This is a genomic window from Kitasatospora sp. NPDC088351, assembly GCF_040685575.1.
GTDB lineage: Bacteria > Actinomycetota > Actinomycetes > Streptomycetales > Streptomycetaceae > Kitasatospora.
This window is the reverse complement of record NZ_JBFBIL010000001.1, coordinates 193,249-210,844: the sequence shown is the minus strand read 5'-3', so window position 1 is coordinate 210,844 and position 17,596 is coordinate 193,249. Positions and strand designations below refer to the sequence as shown.

Annotated in this window: 16 protein-coding genes, 1 tRNA gene and 1 other RNA gene; 10 read left to right on the top strand and 8 right to left on the bottom strand. The window is 70.2% G+C overall.

The genetic code is table 11. The annotated features are described in order from the left end of the window. Positions 1-226: 226 nt before the first annotated feature. The 5 genes from AB0P06_RS00920 to ffs form a co-directional block, all read right to left on the bottom strand. Entirely contained in the window at positions 227-970 is a 744-nt protein-coding gene (locus tag AB0P06_RS00920; protein WP_363604038.1) for a DUF5063 domain-containing protein, read from the bottom strand. Further along, positions 963-1,562: a recombination mediator RecR gene (recR, locus tag AB0P06_RS00915; RefSeq protein WP_363604037.1), complete on the bottom strand. Its 600-nt coding sequence runs from the start codon at positions 1,560-1,562 to the stop codon at positions 963-965. The genes AB0P06_RS00920 and recR overlap by 8 nt, the downstream gene beginning before the upstream one ends. 277 nt (positions 1,563-1,839) lie before the next feature. After that, a complete protein-coding gene (locus AB0P06_RS00910; protein WP_363604036.1) occupies positions 1,840-2,181 on the bottom strand; it encodes a YbaB/EbfC family nucleoid-associated protein in 342 nt (113 codons plus the stop codon). A gap of 121 nt (positions 2,182-2,302) precedes the next feature. After that, positions 2,303-4,483 carry a DNA polymerase III subunit gamma and tau gene (locus AB0P06_RS00905; RefSeq protein WP_363604034.1) on the bottom strand — a complete coding sequence of 727 codons (2,181 nt, stop codon included), beginning with the start codon at positions 4,481-4,483 and terminating at the stop codon, positions 2,303-2,305. Between the two features lie 65 nt (positions 4,484-4,548). After that, positions 4,549-4,639: signal recognition particle sRNA small type (gene ffs, locus AB0P06_RS00900), an RNA gene on the bottom strand. A gap of 134 nt (positions 4,640-4,773) precedes the next feature. On the opposite strand from ffs, the gene AB0P06_RS00895 reads away from it, so the two are divergent. Together AB0P06_RS00895 and AB0P06_RS00890 are read left to right on the top strand one after the other, a co-directional pair. Further along, positions 4,774-4,858, top strand: a tRNA-Ser gene (locus tag AB0P06_RS00895). Positions 4,859-5,138: 280 nt separating this feature from the next. After that, positions 5,139-6,416: a hypothetical protein gene (locus tag AB0P06_RS00890; RefSeq protein WP_363604033.1), complete on the top strand. Its 1,278-nt coding sequence runs from the start codon at positions 5,139-5,141 to the stop codon at positions 6,414-6,416. An 87-nt stretch (positions 6,417-6,503) separates the two neighbouring features. On the opposite strand, the gene AB0P06_RS00885 is transcribed toward AB0P06_RS00890, so the two are convergent. From AB0P06_RS00885 to AB0P06_RS00875, 3 genes are all read right to left on the bottom strand, one after another. Further along, positions 6,504-7,754, bottom strand: a complete 1,251-nt coding sequence (locus AB0P06_RS00885; RefSeq protein WP_363604031.1) for a site-specific integrase — start codon at positions 7,752-7,754, stop codon at positions 6,504-6,506. 10 nt (positions 7,755-7,764) lie between these two features. Then, a complete protein-coding gene (locus AB0P06_RS00880; protein ID WP_363604030.1) occupies positions 7,765-8,067 on the bottom strand; it encodes a helix-turn-helix domain-containing protein in 303 nt (100 codons plus the stop codon). 335 nt (positions 8,068-8,402) lie between these two features. Continuing rightward, positions 8,403-8,975, bottom strand: coding sequence for a helix-turn-helix transcriptional regulator (locus AB0P06_RS00875; protein WP_363604028.1), 573 nt, complete (start codon positions 8,973-8,975; stop codon positions 8,403-8,405). Positions 8,976-9,205: 230 nt separating this feature from the next. Here AB0P06_RS00875 and AB0P06_RS00870 point away from each other — a divergent pair, with 230 nt between their 5' ends. The 8 genes from AB0P06_RS00870 to AB0P06_RS00835 all read left to right on the top strand — a co-directional run bounded on the left by AB0P06_RS00870 (position 9,206) and on the right by AB0P06_RS00835 (position 17,468). Further along, positions 9,206-10,732: a DnaB-like helicase N-terminal domain-containing protein gene (locus tag AB0P06_RS00870; RefSeq protein WP_363604026.1), complete on the top strand. Its 1,527-nt coding sequence runs from the start codon at positions 9,206-9,208 to the stop codon at positions 10,730-10,732. Positions 10,733-11,423: 691 nt separating this feature from the next. Continuing rightward, a complete protein-coding gene (locus AB0P06_RS00865; protein ID WP_363604024.1) occupies positions 11,424-12,803 on the top strand; it encodes a helix-turn-helix domain-containing protein in 1,380 nt (459 codons plus the stop codon). A 104-nt stretch (positions 12,804-12,907) separates the two neighbouring features. Continuing rightward, complete coding sequence (locus AB0P06_RS00860; RefSeq protein WP_363604023.1) at positions 12,908-13,114, top strand: hypothetical protein; 207 nt, start codon at positions 12,908-12,910, stop codon at positions 13,112-13,114. Positions 13,115-13,182: 68 nt separating this feature from the next. Continuing rightward, positions 13,183-13,923, top strand: a complete 741-nt coding sequence (locus tag AB0P06_RS00855; protein WP_363604021.1) for a hypothetical protein — start codon at positions 13,183-13,185, stop codon at positions 13,921-13,923. A 2-nt stretch (positions 13,924-13,925) separates the two neighbouring features. After that, the gene (locus AB0P06_RS00850) at positions 13,926-15,230 is read left to right on the top strand and encodes a UDP-N-acetylglucosamine 1-carboxyvinyltransferase (protein ID WP_363604020.1); all 1,305 of its coding nucleotides are present in this window, start codon (positions 13,926-13,928) and stop codon (positions 15,228-15,230) included. Between the two features lie 2 nt (positions 15,231-15,232). Further along, positions 15,233-16,276, top strand: a complete 1,044-nt coding sequence (locus tag AB0P06_RS00845) for a serine hydrolase domain-containing protein (protein WP_363604019.1) — start codon at positions 15,233-15,235, stop codon at positions 16,274-16,276. Positions 16,277-16,287: 11 nt separating this feature from the next. Beyond that, positions 16,288-17,322, top strand: coding sequence for a UDP-N-acetylmuramate dehydrogenase (locus tag AB0P06_RS00840; protein ID WP_363604017.1), 1,035 nt, complete (start codon positions 16,288-16,290; stop codon positions 17,320-17,322). A gap of 8 nt (positions 17,323-17,330) precedes the next feature. Beyond that, entirely contained in the window at positions 17,331-17,468 is a 138-nt protein-coding gene (locus tag AB0P06_RS00835; protein ID WP_363604015.1) for a hypothetical protein, read from the top strand. The last annotated feature ends 128 nt before the right edge of the window (positions 17,469-17,596 follow it).

The window sequence follows — 17,596 nt, the reverse complement described above, 5'->3', positions numbered from 1 at the left end:
ATGGGCGGTGGCCCCCGGTTTTCGCCGGGGGCCGGGAACCGTGAGGCTTGCGTCACAATCCGCGTTTCCGTCGCCCCGTCCGGGTTCCCGGGCGTTTCGGCCGGGCTTCCACCGCTTTGTCCGGGGCCGTTTTCTCCGGGCCTGTTTTCTCCGGGGCCCGCACTCTCCGGGCCCGCACTCTCCGGGCCCGCACTCTCCGGGCCCGCGCCGTCCGGACCTGCGCCGTCTACCGCCCGAGCCCCAGTTCGGCCGCCATCAGATCGCCGGCCTGCTGTTCCAGCTGCTCGTCGGTCAGCCCGTCGTCGTCGGTGTCCGCACCGTCCGGCACCGCCCCGATCGGACTGTCCAGCCGGACGTGCGCGATCAGCGACTGCAGCGCCCGGAGCACCGCCGAGCAGGTCGTGCCCCAGTTGGAGAGGTACGAGAACTGCCACCACCAGAGCGCCTCGCTGACCCGGCCCTCGCGGTAGTGGGTCAGCCCGTGCTGGAGCTCGCTGACCACGCCGGCCAGGTCGTCCGAGATCCGGAAGGCGTTCGGCTTCTCCGGCGGCCCGTACGGGTCGAAGACCTCGTGGTAGACGTCGATCGGCGCGAGCAGGTCGGCCAGCCGCTCGCGCAGCTGCTCACCGTCCGGCTCCGGCCCGGCATCGGGCTCGAACCGGTCCTCCGGGACGACGTCCTCGATCGCGCCGAGCCGGCCGCCGGCCAGCAGCAGCTGCGAGACCTCCAGGAGGAGCAGCGAGACCGCGCTGCCGGGCTCGTCGCCCTTGGCCACCTCGGTGACGGCGAGCACGAAGCTCTCCACCGAGTCCGCGATCTGCACCGCGAGGTCGTCCGGCTCCGAGCCGTGCGCGTGGATGTGCGGAGTGTGCTGCTGCTCCGCGGCGTGGTGCTGCCCGTTCTGGTGCTGCTGCCCGTGGGACTGCTGGTGGGGCGCGTGGGGCTGCGGGTTGATCGTCCGGTCAGACATCGAGCAGTCGTCTCCCTTCGAAGGCGCGGCCGAGGGTGACTTCGTCCGCGTACTCCAGATCCCCGCCGACGGGCAGACCGCTCGCCAGCCGGGTCACCTTCAGGCCCATCGGTTTGCAGAGCCGGGCCAGATAGGTGGCGGTCGCCTCCCCCTCCAGGTTGGGGTCGGTGGCCAGGATCAGCTCGGTGACCGTGCCGTCCGCGAGGCGTGACAGCAGCTCGCGGATCCGCAGATCGTCCGGACCGACGCCCTCGATCGGGCTGATCGCGCCGCCCAGCACGTGGTAGCGGCCGCGGAACTCCCGGGTGCGTTCGATCGCGACGACGTCCTTGGACTCCTCGACCACGCAGATCACCGCGAGGTCGCGGCGCGGGTCCAGACAGACCCGGCACTGCTCGGCCTCCGCGACATTGCCGCAGACCACGCAGAACCGGACCTTGTCCTTGACCTCCAGCAGCGCGTGCGCCAGCCGGCGGACGTCGGTCGGGTCGGCCTGCAGGATGTGGAAGGCGATCCGCTGCGCGCTCTTGGGCCCGACGCCGGGCAGCCTGCCCAGTTCGTCGATCAGGTCCTGAACCACGCCCTCGTACAACGTCGCGCCTTCCCTCAGGTGTGGATGGTGGTGCTCCTGGTTGGTGGTGCTCCGGTGCCATCATCCAACGAATCGGGCGTCGGACACACCGGCCGACGCCCGACTCCCGCATAAATCACACAGGTCCGTTGTCTGAACTTCAGAACTTCGGAGCGCTACTTCACGCTACTTCGAGCCCCGCAGGCCTCGGTGAGGCTGCTGCGGGGCTCTGTGGGGCCCTGTGTGGGCCCTGCGGGGCTCTGCGGACCTTCTCAGACCCTGCGGGTTCTCTCCCAGGTCAGAACGGCAGCCCGGGGATGCTTCCCCCGCCCAGGCCCTGGGTCAGCGGGCCCATCCGCTCGGACTGCATCTTCTGCGCCGTCTGGTTCGCGTCCCGGACGGCCGCGAGGATCAGGTCGGCCAGCGTCTCGGTGTCCTCCGGGTCGACGGCGGCCGGGGCGATGGTCAGCGCGACCAGCTCACCGGCGCCCGTCACGGTGGCCTCGACCAGGCCACCGCCCGCCGTACCGTTCACCTTCGCCTCGGCCAGCTCCTGCTGGGCCCGGGCGAGTTCCTCCTGCATCTTCTGCGCCTGCTTCAGCAGCTGCTGCATGTTGGGCTGACCACCACCGGGGAACACGGCTCACTCCCTTGCGTTCTGTGTTCGCGTTGTCTCGCTCGCGTCGTCGAACCGAGCCTACGTGCTGCCCGGGCCGACCGCGTACGGCCGCCCGTCGGTGGCGCGGTGGGCGGTGTGGTGGTCAGTTCCCGGTGTGGTGGATCTCCTCCAGGACGGTCGCACCCAGCTCGCGGATGATCAGCTCCTGGCCCGAGAACGCCTCCTCGTTGAGGTCCGGGTCGTCCTCCTCCGGGATGTCGTCCTCCGGCGCCACCGACCGCACCGGCCGCGCGGGGGCCATGGCCGGCGGCGGCGCCTGTACGGGCGTGGGCGCCGGAGCGGCCGGGACCGGCCTGGGCGCGGGGGCCGACACGGGGGCCGGATCGGGGGCCTGCATGGCGGGGGCCTGCATCTGGGGCGCGGGCGCGGCGGGACGCGCCGCCTGCGGGGCACCCCAGCCACCACCGCCACCGCCACCGGTACCACCGGCGAGGCCGCCCGCGGCGCCGCCACCGGCTCCGCCGACCCCACCGGACGGGTCGACGATGCACTCGATCCGCCAGTCCACACCCAGCGCGTCGGTCAGCGCCTGCCGCAGCACGTCGTCGCTGTTGCTGCTGACGAAGCTGTCCCGGGCGCCCGCGTTGATGAAGGACACCTGGAGCACGCTGCCGTCGAACCCGGCCACCTGGCCGTTCTGGCTGAGCAGGATCCAGGTGAAGCGACGGCGGTTCTTCACCGCCTCCAGAATCTGCGGCCAGAGCTGCCGGACCTGCCCGGCACCCTGCTGGGCGGCCGCGGAAGGCTGCCCGCCGGGGGCGGAAGCCGGAACGACGGCCACGGCCGGAGCCGGGGCTGCCTGCGGCTGGGGCGTCTGGGCGGGCGTGGGTACGGGCGCCGGAGCGGCCGCCGGGGCGCCGCCCGCCGGCGGGAAGCTGCGCGGAATCGGCCAGGCACCCGGCGCGGGCGCGGCCGGGGCCGGGGCCGGCTGCGCGGGCGGGGCCTGCGGCACCGGCGGAACCACGGGCGCGGGGGCCGCCACAACCGGCGGCGCCTCCACCGCGGGAGCCGCTGCCATCGGAGCCGCTGCCGCCACGGGCGCGGCCACCGCACCCGGGCCTCCCGTCATGCCCACTGCCGGCGCCGCTGCCGCGAATCCCCCGGCCGCCGCCCGCCGCTCCAGCTTGTCCAGCCGCGCCTGCAGCGACAGCTCGTCGCTGTACGCACCCGGCAGCATCACACGGGCGCAGATCAGCTCCAGCTGGAGCCGGGGCGCCGCGTTCCCCCTCATCTCGGTCAGCCCGGTGTTGACGATGTCCGCCGCCCGGCTCAGTTCGGCGGCGCCGAACGCGTCCGCCTGCGCCTGCATGATCGCGACCCGGTCCGCCGGGGCGTCGATCAACCCCTTCTCCCCGGCGTCCGGCACGGTGGCCAGGATCACCAGGTCCCGGAGCCGCTCCAGCAGGTCCGTGACGAACCTGCGCGGATCGTGCCCGCCCTCGACCACCCGGTCGATGACCTGGAACACCGTCGCCCCGTCCTGCGCGGCGAAGGCGTCCACCACCTCGTCCAGCAGCGCCGAGTCCGTGTAGCCGAGCAGCGCGGTGGCCATCGGGTACGTCACCCCGGCCTCGTCGGCACCCGCGAGCAGCTGGTCCATCACCGACATCGAGTCACGCACCGACCCGGCCCCGGCCCGGACCACCAGCGGAAAGACGGTGTCCTCGACCTGGATGCCCTCCCGGCCGCAGACCTCCGCCAGGTAGTCACGCAGCGTGCCGGGCGGCACCAGCCGGAACGGATAGTGGTGCGTCCGGGAGCGGATCGTCCCGATCACCTTCTCCGGCTCCGTGGTCGCGAAGATGAACTTGAGGTGCTCCGGCGGCTCCTCCACCACCTTCAGCAGCGCGTTGAAGCCGGCCGAGGTCACCATGTGCGCCTCGTCCAGAATGAAGATCTTGTACCGGCTGTGCACCGGCGCGAAGAACGCCCGCTCCCGCAGCTCACGGGCGTCGTCCACACCACCGTGCGAGGCCGCGTCGATCTCGATCACGTCGATCGATCCGGGCCCACCCGTCGCCAGGTCCCGGCAGGACTGGCACTCACCGCACGGCGTCGGCGTCGGCCCCTGCTCGCAGTTCAGACAGCGGGCCAGGATGCGCGCACTCGTCGTCTTGCCGCAGCCGCGCGGGCCGCTGAACAGATAGGCGTGGTTGACCCTGTTGTTACGCAGGGCCTGCTGGAGCGGAGCGGTCACGTGCTCCTGACCGATGACCTCCGCAAAGGTCTCGGGGCGATAGCGGCGGTACAGGGCTAGGGACACACCCCCGACGATATCGGGACGGACCGACAAACGCGTCGCCCCTCGCCTCCCGGCCCCGGGAACGCAAAGACCCCCCGCGCACCCGCCAGAGCCCTCCTACCCTTGCTGCCTTCCGGCCCTGGGGGGGTTCAGAGAGATAACGCCACACGAGGGGCTGACACCCACAGTACCGGATCCCGACCCCCCACCTCCACCACCCACCCCCTTCACCGATCCGCAGGCACCACCCCCCGCTCACCCTCCACATACGTGGTCGCAACCACCCCTGAACATGTACTAAGCTCTCCCACGGAGGATTCGCCTAGAGGCCTAGGGCGCACGCTTGGAAAGCGTGTTGGGGGCAACCCCTCACGAGTTCGAATCTCGTATCCTCCGCCTCCGCCCGCCAGGGCAAACGAAGGGCCCGACCGCACTGCGGTCGGGCCCTTCGTCGTCTCGTGGTCTCAATTTTGGTCTCAGTCGCCAGCTGGATCCATCTGACCGGCCCCGGCGCCACGACGGCGTAGCCACGGCGAGTCCAGCAGACCCCTGGTACGCCCTCGCCGTCGCTACCGCTGGCCAACTCCACCAGCTTCACGATCAGGGCCATGGTGGCTGTTCGATGTGACCGGGAAATTGTCAGGTGCGGCAAGGTGGACACACCTAGCATCTGTGCATGACCTCAGATGACGCCGCGCAGCCGTGCCCGATGCCCAACGCTCATCGGCGGCTAATGGATTGCCATGCCCAATGGCACCGGCTGCATGAGGTGTACTTCGACCCGCACGAGTTCAGGTTGACCATGAACTCGTTGGTCCAGAACCTGCGGAATGTGACCTGGCTGCTGCAAAAGCAGAAGGCTCAACTCGTCGGCTTCGACGAGTGGTACCCGCGGTTCCAGCAGAGTTCCGGCAGCAATGAGATCATGCGGTGGATCGTGAAGTCGCGTAACCGCATCACAAAGGAGGCTGATCTGGAGCTTCTCAGTGAGCTTCAGGTCGTATGGCATCAGGACTGGCTTCAGCGCGTCATCGGCACGTCGTCGAAGTATCCGCCCAGGATGTCGATCCGAGAGATCACAGACGACGTCATGCGACGCTATCGGCCGCCCTTCGGGACCATGACTGTCAGGAGGCGCTGGGTGGACAAGGCGCTGCCCGCGTGGGAGCTCCTGGATGCGACGAGCGAGGCGTACACGCGGCTCGAAGAGTTGCTCGCCGAAGGCCACTCGGTGGCTGGCGTGCCTGTGTGCGACCTGGAGGCACATGACCGAGAGTGTGTGACGTCGAGCCTTCAGGTATCAGGCACGCGCCCGCACTGCATGCTGGACGCCAAGGACGATCTGGAGGCTCACTTCGACTTGGTGGAAGGTGTCGAGATCGAGTCCACCTCCTTGGTCATCGAGCGTGACGAAGAGCTGATCGCAAAGTCCGTTGAGCGTTATGGCAGTCGGGCCAAGATTCCAACCAACGGACCCATCGACGCCGTACCGGAGTTCATGGCGAACGCTCAACGGCTCATGGAGATGGACGGAGAGCACGGAACCTTCGTATTTCTTTACCGAGGGGACGCGCTGATCAAAATGGGTGGGCTCATCTTCTACAACCAGAACTCGAAGATCCTCGCCTTCGAGAAGCTGGCCAGTCAGGTGAAGGCGATGAACGCCGATGGTGTGCTTGTAATCGCGGAGTCGTGGTTTGCGCTTCCCACCAAGAGGGAGGAAGAGCTGGGGACCGTATTCTTCCCAGCTCGGGATCGGCTGGATCGCATGGAAGCGCTGACGGTGTACGCGGCCACTCGCAACGGTAAGACAGCCGGGCAAATCTCGCTGGTCACGCGTGACGCCTCCGGGCGAGCGATCTGCGCAGAGCCAGCTGACATGGACGATGCAGTGGTGAACACACTGGCCCCCATCCTCAGAATCTGGGCCGAGATGGACGCGTCGACAGGCTGACACTGCTGGCGAGAGAGCTGCACCAGGATGGGCGTTGCCGCCTTGCTTCAACTGCATGTGCAGTTGAAGCAAGGCGGCAACGGTCATTCATGCCTCGTGGTCTGCCAGCGGTGACTGGTTGCCCTGCTCCGCCTCCCCACCCCACAGCGCCTCGCCGATCTTCCTGCCGACATCGTTCAGCATCGGCTCGGTGACGTGCTGGTAGCGCTGGGCCATCGAGGTCGAGGACCAGCCCATGATCGCCATCACGATCCGTTCCGGCACGCCGAGCAGGAGGAGGACAGTCGAGGCGGTGTGCCGGGCGTCGTGGAGGCGGCCGTCACGGATGCCGGCCTCGCGCAGGAGCCGCTTCCAGTGGTGGTAGTCGGTGCTGGGGTTGAGCGGCTCGCCGGTCTCCGAGGTGAAGACGTAGCCCTTGTCCGTCCAGAGGTCGCGGGCGAGGGCCCGCTCGCGATCCTGCTCCTCCTTGTGCTGCCGGAGGATCACGACAAGTTGCTCGGGCAGCGGCACCGCGCGGCGCCCGGCGCGGGACTTGGTGTCCTTGGTCTCGCGTCGGATCGGCTCCTTCTGTGGGCAGAAGCCGGGCTTCCTGCCGCAGCGGTCGCCGCAGCCGTGCCGGTACTTGGGACGCAGCCGGCCGCGCTTGACCCAGGCGACGCCGCGAGCGAAGTCGACGTCCTTCCACTGGAGCCCGAGCACCTCGCCCTGACGCAGGCCGAGGGCGAGCGCGAAGATCCAGCGGGCGGAGTTGCGGCGCTTGCGCGCCATGTCCATGAGCGCCTGGACCTCCTCGATCTCGAACGGCTCGACCTCCTCCTCTTCAAGCTTCGGGGCCTTGGCGATCGTGGCCACGTTGTGGGTGAGGTGGTCGCGCCGCAGGGCCTCGCCGAGGGCGACACGGATGGTGCGGTGGGCCTGGTGGGCAGTACCGGCGGCGCTGCCGGCGGCCTGCATCTTCTTGTAGAAGCGCTCCAGGTGCTCGGGTTCCAGCTTCTCCAGGCGGTGCGCGCCGAGGCCGGGTATGAGGTGCACGCGGACGGCGACCTCGTATCCGGCGTACGTGTTCTCGCTGACGGTGCCGGGGACGATCTCCTTGATCCAGTGGGTCAGCCACTTGCCGACCGTCCACTTCTGGCCGGCCTTGGGCACGGTGCCGTTGTCGCGCAGCTTCTCCAGCTTGCGGACCTTGGCCGTGACCTCGGGGCGGGTCTTGGCGCTGACGTGACGGCGGTCGGGGGTGCCGTCGTCCTTGACGCCGACCGTGACGCGGCCGTGCCAGCGGCCGTCCTTTCCCTCGTAGATCGAGGAGTCGCCGTTGGGCTTGCGGGTCTTCGCCATACGCTCCCCCTCAGGCCGCGAGCGCGACGGTCGAAGCGGCGGCCTGCGTACGGGCGGTGACGTACTCCTTGAGCGCCTCGGCGGGCACTCGGCGGAGTCGGCCAATCGTCACTGCCGGGACTTCGCCGGAGGCCACCAGGGCGTACATGGTTGTCCGACCGACGCCAAGGCGGCGGGCGGCCTCTTCGACGGTGAGGGCGACGAGCGTGGGGTCGGCTGCACTGCTCTGATCGGCGATCAGGCGCAGGAGGACCTGCTCTGTGGTGCCGAGGGCATGGGCCACTCGGGCAAGCTCCAGCGATGTTTCGGACATGGGTGTCCTATCCCAGCGGCGCTTTCGGCTACGCGCCGCCGTTGTCGATGTTCCAGGGATGGGCGATTCGGCTGTGCGGGTCCGCGTTGTGACCTCCGGCGTTCGTAGCGCCGAGGGGTTGCGGAAGGCATGGCTGGTTGAAGCTCCATGGGCGGGCAAGGCCCGTGGTCCGACTGGCGGGAGGGGACGTTAGCGGTTGATTCCGGCCGCACCAAACCACCGGACGTCCAGCATGATGCCGGTCGTCATCGGATCAGCGGCAGGAGCGACGTGGAGACCCGACACCATGCAGCAGGTGCCCTTGGGCGGCCAGGGCCGCACTCGGGATCGACAAGTTACGTCGCGGCTCCTGGATCGGCGAGACCTTGAGCCTCGGACGAGCCAGGAGGAAGGCGCTGCGAGCCGTAGTCGCCACCAGCCTCGTCAGCGACGACCCGAGTGATCATCGCGCTGATGAGTTCGGCGAGGTTCGGGTGGTCGGCGCCGTAGGCATCGAGCGCGTCGCGGGCGCGGTCCATCTCCTTGCGCGCGACGACGGACTTCTGCCAACTCTCGGCGAACTCCGCCAGCAGCCGCTTCACGTGGGCGTTGGCGGCGATCTCGGGTGGTCCGACCAGGTTGTCCAGAGAGATGTCGAAGACCTTGGCGAAGCCGATGGCCTCATCCAGGTTGACCCTGCGGCGCGGTTCACCGCTCTCGATGCGCCACACCGCCGACTGGTTGAGCGGGTAGCCGGCCTCGGTAAGGCGCTCCGCGAGCGTCGCGGTACTCCACCCGCGCGCCTCGCGCTCCATCTTGATACGCCGGGCGACGTTCTCCTCCCCTTCCAGCCGCTGTCTTGAATCCGCACCACCCACGGTCAACCCTCCATGCATCGTCATTAACCCCATTTGCAATGCGCCGAGCACGACGTTAACGTGATGCAAGATGAAACGCAACTAAGCCGAACCGCATCGAGCCGGGCCAGCCACCCGGCGTCGCGACACACAAAGGCCCCCGGCGCTACGAACGCCGAGGGCCGAAGCAGAACCTCGAAAACCGCCCATCCCTGGAACAGTCGACAACGGAGGAACCGGGTAGCCGCCCAGCGCCTCCGAGTGAGGACACCGCTGTGGACAAGCCTACGGCCCCGCCGTCAATGCCGTCATCCCACCACGACCGGCGGCCGAGCGACCCATCGAACGCTCACGCCGACCGCCCTTCCGGGGAGCCGCCGCACAACGTCGATGCCGAGCAGGCGGTCCTCGGCGCCTGCATGGTGAACCACCAGGCGGTGGAGAAGGTCCGCAGCACGTTGGACGCACGTGACTTCTACCGGCCCGCTCACGAGACCATCTGGCGCGCGATCCTCGCGCTGCGCGCCGAGGACGCGCCCACCGACCCCATCGCCCTCACCGATCACCTGCAGTGCGCGGGAGATCTTTCCCGCGTCGGAGGCTCGTCCTACCTCCACACGCTGGTCGCCGTCGCGCCGCCCTCGACGGACAACGCCGACTACTACGCGCAGATCGTGCGCCGAGCCGCCCAGCTGCGGACTCTGCATGCCACCGGTATCCGCACCGTCCAGCACGCGCTGGCTCCGGGCGCCGACCCGGACGAGATCCGTACGGCCGTCGAGACCGAGATCCGTGCCGAGCGCGAACGCGCGCTGGCCTCCGGCAGCAGCCGTCTGTCCCGCTACATCGTCAACGGCTGGGACTTCGTCACCAAGACCGGCGCGGACAAGGAACCGTTGTGGGGCACCCGGGAGCAGACCGCCTGGGCCTCCGGCGAGAGCCTGATGATCGTCGGCGCGCCGGGCGTCGGCAAGACCACCATCGCCCACCAGGTCGTCCTCGCTCGCCTCGGGCTCCAGGCAGCCGTCCTCGACCTCCCCGTCGCAGAGGGAGAACGCGTCCTCTACCTCGCCATGGACCGCCCCCAGCAGATCGCCCGCGCCATGTCCCGCCGCATCATGCCTGCCGACGAGGCCCACCTTCGCGACCGCCTCGCTGTGTGGCAGGGACCACTCCCCGCCACCCTCGACAAGGAACCCGACCTCCTCGCCGAACTCGCCGCCGCCCACCGCGCCGACACCATCGTCATCGACAGCCTCAAGGACGCGGTCAGCACCCTCGTGGACGACTCCCTCGCCGTCGCCTTCAACAACGCCCGCATGCGGGCCCTGCGCGCCGGCGTCGAGATCATGGAGCTCCACCACCAGCGCAAGGCCACCGCCGACGCGCCACGCGGCCAGCGTCCCACCCTGGATCGGGTGTACGGCTCGACCTGGCTGACCGCCGGAGCGGGCAGTGTCCTGTTCATTTCCGGCGAGGCCGGCGACCCGGCGGTCACCCTTCACCACCTCAAGACCGTGACCGGCGAGATCGGCCCGCTTCCGGTTGTCCACGACCACCAGCGCGGAACCACCTACGTCGAACCGACCCTGGATCCGGTCACCCTCCTGAGGGCCGCCACGGACGGCCTGACCGCTCGTGACCTGGCGACCGCCCTGACCGGCGAGGCCAACCCTGACCGCGCCGACATCGAGAAGGCTCGCCGCCACCTGGACCGCCTGGTCAAGAGTGGGTTGGCGGTCAAGGCCGAAGGCACTGCTGGTGGTGTCGGGGGCGGCCAGCAGGCCCGTTACCGCCCCTCTGCCCGGCACATCACGGCCGTCTCCTGACCGCCACCACGACTGGAGTGACCGAGGCAAGCGTGAGTGACCGCGTCCCCGGTCAGTCCGTCGTTCTGACCGACCGCAGTGACCGGGGTCCGGTCACTGCGGTCACGCCAGTCGACAGAACTGACCGAGGTGACCGCACGGGCCAGCGGACAGCGCCGACCGTTGTACCCGGCCGCCGGCGCACGAGCGGACCATCGCCGCCACTGGGCGCTCCCCCGGCGTGGACCGTACACAAGACCGTCCACGCACGCCTCCCGCGCAGAGCCCTGCGAAAGCCATTCACACCGTCCACGCTCAGCGAAGAAACCGCAGGTAGAGCGATCACGGAGGCGCACACGCCGTCCACGCGACCCAGCGTTCACGCGCGAGCCCCCCTCTAGAAGGGGGCTCGCGTGTACGCCCCGTCGTGAACCCCGTGCCATCGAGGAGATTGCCGAGCTTCCACCGCACGCCGTAACGTCCACTGGCCCGGCCTGCAAATGGTCACCCGCATTCCGAACTGAGGTCAGTCCACCGGAAGCCGGAGCAAGTTGTGAGGCAAGGAGTCCTTACCCCGCCTGCACCTCGCAGCGGATGGCGCTGCCCTCGCCCAGGGGTGAGAGGGCAGCGCGGATGACCCTCAGGGACCAGCAACGCAGCCCGACCCAAGCCGGTCTGCGACGTGCTGGCTCGATACCGAAAGCCCTACACCATGGCCCCGACCATCGGTACGGTAGCGATCCGTAGTGGCTTCGACACGGTATCGGGGGCCAGCGTGAGGGGCAGCGGTATCACGTTCGGCAAGTTCATCGCGCTCCGTCGCGCCGAGATGGAGTGGACCCAGCTCCGCCTCGCCGCTGAGCTCGACCGCAGCGAGGTCTGGATGTCGCTGGTCGAACGGGACTTGCAGCAGGTGAAAGACCTGACCCTGCTCCGGCGCCTCGCGGAGGTACTGAGCTGCGAGCTCAACGAGCTGATGGCCTTACCGCAACCGGCCGCAGACCGGCCGAGGTCCCGCCCCCGCAAGTCCACCTCGGCTACGCTGACGAGCAGTTCCGCTGCCGAGGAGGACGATGTGCGACGCCGCCCGTTCCTGACCCTGGCGGCTGCCGCCCTGTTCACCCCGGTCGTCGGCCAGCAGGCCGCGCACGCCGAGGCAGCCTCACCGCTGGCCGGCCTGGAGGACCTGCTGCTCTACGGGACAGGGCGGGTTCCGGTGCCCCGCAGCGAGCCAACCCATGAGACCGTCGCTGCCTCCCTCCTGACGTCTCGTCGCGAGTTCAAGGCAGCCAAGTACGACGCGCTCGCTGAGGCTCTGCCGAGCCGGATCGCTGCCGCCCAAATGGTCGGCAGCACCGAGGACCGGGCTCGTAACGTCGCCCGGCTCTACAATCTCGCAGTTCGACTGTGCATCAAGATCGGTGACAACAACCTGGTGGCCATCACCGCCGACCGCGCGCTCACCGCCGCCCGGTCCGGTGGCGACCCGCTGGTGGTCGCCGAGGCACAGCGGATGGTCTCCAGCGCATGGCGCCGCCAGGGCAGCCTGGCCCGAGCAACCGACATCGTGGTGGTCGCCGCCGAAGACCTCCTGGCCGACACCACGGTGTCCGAGTCCGCCCGCCTGGCCGCCCGCGGCGACCTGTACGCCACCGCGGCCTACACCGCCGCAAAGACCGGCGACCGCGCCTACGCGCACTCGCTGATCCGTGAGGCTGCCGACAGCGCCGCAGCCGCCGGCCGGGCCTCCGGCCTGGTCGACGGCATCCAGGGCGTCGCCCTGCACGAGTTGTCGGTGCATTACGAGCTCGGCGACGCTGGCCGGGCGATTGAGCTGGCCTCCACGATCGACCCCACCGCGCTGCCGACCGCCGAGCGGCAAGCCCGCTTCTTCACCGATGTGGCCCGTGCGTTCGACCAGTGGAACAAGCCCGAACAGTGCTACCGGGCTCTGCTGGCCGCCGAGGAGGCGGCCCCACAGGAAATCCGCCGGGGTGCCGTCCGTGACCTCGTCACCCCTCTGCTCCGGCACGACCGCAAGCTGCCCGGCGTACGGGACTTCGCCGCCCGAGCGGGCGTTCAGACCGTCTGACCCGTAGCCGGACTACGGGCCGTAGTCCGGCTACGGATCCAGACTTCCGCTCGGCAGTTCACTGGGGAACGTCCACTCCTCCCCCCGCTGCCGAAGGCCCTCCCATGCCAACGCCCAGCACCTCCCCGCCGCCCGCCAGCCGGCGGCACGCCGCCCCGGCGAACAAGGACCGGCTCGGCACCTTCCTCACCGCCTCCTGGGCCGCCCTGCACCTACCCGTGCTCGCCCTGCTCGGCCTGGCTGTCCACAACCACCCGGCCGAGGCCGACCCCCAGGCGGCGGCGACCGTGCCCGACCTTCCTGCCTCCTGAGGCCCTGGGGGCCGCCGTGACGGCCCCGCCCCTTACTTCCACTCGCTCGCCCGAGAGGAGATCCAGCCATGCACCGGCTGACCGACGCGCCCGCACTGCACTCCGAGCTGCAGCGCATCGACTACCGCACCACCCCCGAGTACTACTTCGACACCGAACACGTCACCGACCCGGTCGTGCTGGAGCTGCTGAACTGCTGCCCGACCGTCTTCGGCATTAAGAAGGCGATCACCGACCTGCTCGCCGGCAACCTGGACATCCCGCTGCCGGAGGCGACCGGGATCATCGAGCCCGGCGCCAGCGTCCGGGGCCACGTGATCGTGGCGCCCGGGGCCGTCGTCGCCGAAGGCGCGTTCGTCACCGGACCGGTGCTGGTCTGCCCCGGCGCGGTGATCGAGGCCGGCGCCCGGGTACGTGACAACACCGTCGTCGGCCCCGGCTGCCGCATCGGCTTCGGAGCCGAGGTCACCCGCTCCCTGCTGACCGGCGGAGTGTTCATGAAGCACACCAGCTTCGTCGGCGACTCCGTGCTCGGGCTCGGCGTCAACATCGGCGCTTTCGTCTCCACTACCGGCCTGCGGGTCACCTCCGGACCGGTCACCGAACCGGCCACCGAGGAGGTCTGCGCTCACCTCGACGGCCGGCGCGTCGCCACTGGCCAGACGAAGTTCGGCGCGGTGGTCGGCGACGGCGTGATCGTTCCCGCCGGCACCGTGCTCCAGCCCGCCACCCTGATCGGCGCGCACACCCTGCTCTACCCGAAGACGCAGGTCGGGGGCTTCTTCCCGGCCGGAAGCCAGGGAAGGTGACCATGCCCAGCACCGACACCACCACGACGACCGACGAGAGGGCCGTGCGGATCACCGGGGGCCGCCGCCTCGCTGGTACCGCCACCGTCCAGGGCAGCAAGAACATCGCCCTGCACCTGTACGCCGCCGCGATCCTCGCCGACGCCCCGCTCACCCTGGTCGGTGCACCCGCGATCCTGGACACCCTGGTCGTCGCCGACGTCCTGCACCGCACCGGCACCCGCGCCACCGTGACCGGCGACGAGTTCGCCACCCGACCGGCCGACTCCTACTTCCCGGTCATCCCGGACGACCTCGGACGGCGCATCCGCACTACCGCAGTGATGGGCGGCGCCCTGCTGGCCCGGGCCGGCAAGGTCACCTTCCCCACCCCCGGCGGGGACGCCTTCTGCGCCCGCTACATCGACCGACACCTGGCCGCGATGGAAGCCGCCGGGGCCGAGGTCGAGGCGAACCGGGGCCGGGTACGGGCCCGCTTCACCGGCAAACGGCTGCCGTTCATCACCGACGCCGAGACCCGCTCGTGGGGGCCGAGCCTGGGCGCGACGGTCACCGCGATGCTGCTGGCCGCCCGGACCCCGGGCACCTCCGCGATCCTCAACCCCAGCGTGGAACCTGAGGTCACCCACACCGCAGCCCTGCTCTCGCAGGCCGGAGTCGGCATCGAGTGGCGAGGCCGGACGGCCCTGAACGTCACCGGCACCGACCGCATCCGGGGCGGGGTATTCACCGTGCCGCCGGACCGGCTGGAGGCCGCCACCCTCGCGCTGGCCGCCGCCATCACAGGCGGCACCGTCCACCTGGACGGCTTCCCGCCGACCGCGTTCCCGGACGGGCTGGTGTCCGTGTTCGCCGACGCCGGAATCCAGCTCGACCCGCTGGACGGCGGAACGGCGGTCAGCACCCCGGCCGGGCCACGGCCGGTACAGATGGCCACCGGCCCGCACCCCGGCTTTCCCACCGACGTGCAGCCGCAGCTGACCGCCTTCCTCACCCAGGCCGAGGGCACTTCCCGCATCGACGAGCGGATCTACACCCAGCGCGACACCCACCTGTCGGCCCTGGCCGCGTTCGGCGCCGCCGTCAACGCGACCGGCTCGGTGATCACCGTCCGGGGCCGGTCCGCCCTCACCGGTGCCGACGTGGCCGGGGAGGACATCCGGGCGGTGACCGCTCTCGTGATCGCCGCCCTGGCCGCCGAGGGCACCTCTACGATCCGAGGGATGTATCACCTGCGGCGCGGATACGGCAGCCTGCTGCCGAAGTTGGCCGCGCTCGGTGCCGACCTGACGATCGACCAGGAGTAGCCGTGACCAACACCGTGCCGTGGACCCCGAACGCGCTCGCCGACCTGCGCGAGTGCCTGGACCTGATGACCGCAGACGGCACCGTGCCCGGCGGGGTCATCGCCCACGGCACCTTCGACACCGAGCCTGGCTACCTGGCCTCCGGCGTCGTCGCCCCCGAGTGCGGCGACGCCCGGCCGGGGCCGGACACGGTGTACGACGTGGCCTCGCTGACCAAGGTCCTGGCCACCTGGCCGCTGGTCGGCACCTCCCTCATGGACGGCTTCACCCTGGACACCACGATCCGCGAACTGCTGGCCGGCATCCCGGCCGAGGCGCCCGGCGGCCGGGTGACGGTCGGCCAGATCCTGGCCCACACCTCCGGCCTGCGGGCCGACACCCGCCTCGACCAGTACCGCAACCGCCCCGAGCCGCTGGCCGACCTGATCTGCGGAGAGCCGCTGATCGCCGACCCCGGGGCAGGTCACCGCTACATCAACCGCGGCTTCATCCTCCTCGGCCTGGCCCTGGCCCACTACCGCTGCCGACGCCTGGACGAGCTGGCGGCCGAGCTCTGGCAGGACCTCGGCATGACCGGCACGACCTACGGACCGGTGCCCCGCTCCGCTCAGGTCGCCCCGACCGAGCAGCGGTTGAACGGCGGGCCCCGGCTGTGGGGGATGCCGCACGACGACAACGCCGCCCTGCTCGGCGGAGTCGCCGGCCACGCCGGGGTGTTCACCACCCCGGCCGACCTCGCCGTCTTCGCCACCCACCTGCTGTCCTCGCACGCCACCGGCGGGCCCTTGGGCCGCTGGCTCGCCTACAGCATGCAGCCGCAGGCCGAGATCGAGCCGGGCCTCGACCGTGGCCTGGCCTGGATCCTCGCCGACGAGGGCAGGCTCGCCTACCACCACGGCTTCACCGGGACCAGCCTCTACCTCGCCCCGGCCACCGGCCGCTACCTGGCCATCTGCACCAACGCCGTCTACCACCACCAGGACAACCGCACCCGCCTCGCCCCGCTGCGGACCCTCTCCCTCAAGGCGATCACCGACGAACCCTAGGAGGGCCTACCGTGCCCAGCACCACGTTCGCGTCCCTCACTACCCTGCGACTCGGGGGCCCCGCCGAGCACGTTCTGACGATCTCCACCCCCGCCGACTGGGCCGACGCCGTCAGGACGATCGGGCAGCGCCATGAGCAGGCCCCCGTGGCGCTGGGCCACGGCAGCAACGTCATCGCCTCCGACGCCGGCCACCCCGGCACCGTCCTGGTCATGAACACCCGGGGCATCACCGCCACTCGTGTGGACGACACCACGATCGACGTCACCGTGCAGGCCGGACACCCGCTCACCGACCTCACCGCCTGGGCCGCCGCCGAGCACCTGGCCGGGATCGAGTGCCTGGCCGGGATACCCGGCACCACCGGGGCGGCCCCCGTTCAGAACGCCGGCGCCTACGGTCAGCAGATCTCCGACACCCTCCACCACCTGACCGTGTGGGACTGGGAGATGGGCCGCATGCGGACCCTGCCCGTCGAGGCATGCCGCCTGCGCCACCGTGACAGCAGGTTCAAGAGCAACCCCGGCCGCTGGACCATCCTCACCGCGACGTTCCACCTCACCCGCTCACCGGCCGCCCCCGTCACCTACCAGCCGCTCGCGGACGAACTCGGCACCTCCATCGGCACCCGGCCGCCCGTCGCCGACGTGACGGCCGCCGTTCTCGCCAACCGCCACCGCCGCGGACTTCTCCTCGACCCCCACGGCCCTGCCGCCCGCCAGGCCGGATCGGTCTTCCTCAACCCGCCCGTCACCGCCACCCAGGCCACCCGCCTGTCCGGCACCGGGTGCCCCGTCCACGCTGACAGCGACGGACAACTCCGGGCCAGCGCCGGCTGGCTCCTGGAACACATCGGCTACCGCCCCGGCTACAAGATCGCAGACGGCATCCACTGCTCGGAACGCCGCACCCTCACCCTCACCGCCCACGACAGAGCGACCGCAGCGGGCTTTGCCCAGGCCCTCACCGAGCTCTCGACGCAGGTCGAGATCGCAACCGGGATCAAGCTCCGGCCCGAGCCGATGTTGGTCGGCGCCTGGGCATGAGGAGTCCCGTGGGAACCGGGACCTCCATGACCGCCGAGACCGTGCCCCTCCGCACCGTCCTCAGCAGCCACGGCGACGGCAGGCGTCGACACTTCGCCCGAGGCACCGGCGACCCGCCGCTGCACGCCCGTTTCCGCCCCGAATAGCGCTTCCGCGCCACCGCCAACAGAAACCGACGGGTTCCCGGGATCCGGAAGCAGAACAGCCACGAACCCGCCGCAGAAGGTCTGTTCTGACCGGAAACCTGCAGCGGGTGTTCGTGGCCGCTCTGTGA

Excerpts from the sequence above, each read along its gene's own strand:
- AB0P06_RS00920 (WP_363604038.1), bottom strand. The coding sequence starts at position 970 with ATGTCTGACCGGACGATCAACCCGCAGCCCCACGCGCCCCACCAGCAG.
- AB0P06_RS00890 (WP_363604033.1), top strand. The coding sequence starts at position 5,139 with ATGACCTCAGATGACGCCGCGCAGCCGTGCCCGATGCCCAACGCTCAT.
- AB0P06_RS00885 (WP_363604031.1), bottom strand. The coding sequence starts at position 7,754 with ATGGCGAAGACCCGCAAGCCCAACGGCGACTCCTCGATCTACGAGGGA.
- AB0P06_RS00880 (WP_363604030.1), bottom strand. The coding sequence starts at position 8,067 with ATGTCCGAAACATCGCTGGAGCTTGCCCGAGTGGCCCATGCCCTCGGC.
- AB0P06_RS00870 (WP_363604026.1), top strand. The coding sequence starts at position 9,206 with ATGCCGTCATCCCACCACGACCGGCGGCCGAGCGACCCATCGAACGCT.
- AB0P06_RS00865 (WP_363604024.1), top strand. The coding sequence starts at position 11,424 with ATGGCCCCGACCATCGGTACGGTAGCGATCCGTAGTGGCTTCGACACG.
- AB0P06_RS00860 (WP_363604023.1), top strand. The coding sequence starts at position 12,908 with ATGCCAACGCCCAGCACCTCCCCGCCGCCCGCCAGCCGGCGGCACGCC.
- AB0P06_RS00855 (WP_363604021.1), top strand. The coding sequence starts at position 13,183 with ATGCACCGGCTGACCGACGCGCCCGCACTGCACTCCGAGCTGCAGCGC.
- AB0P06_RS00850 (WP_363604020.1), top strand. The coding sequence starts at position 13,926 with ATGCCCAGCACCGACACCACCACGACGACCGACGAGAGGGCCGTGCGG.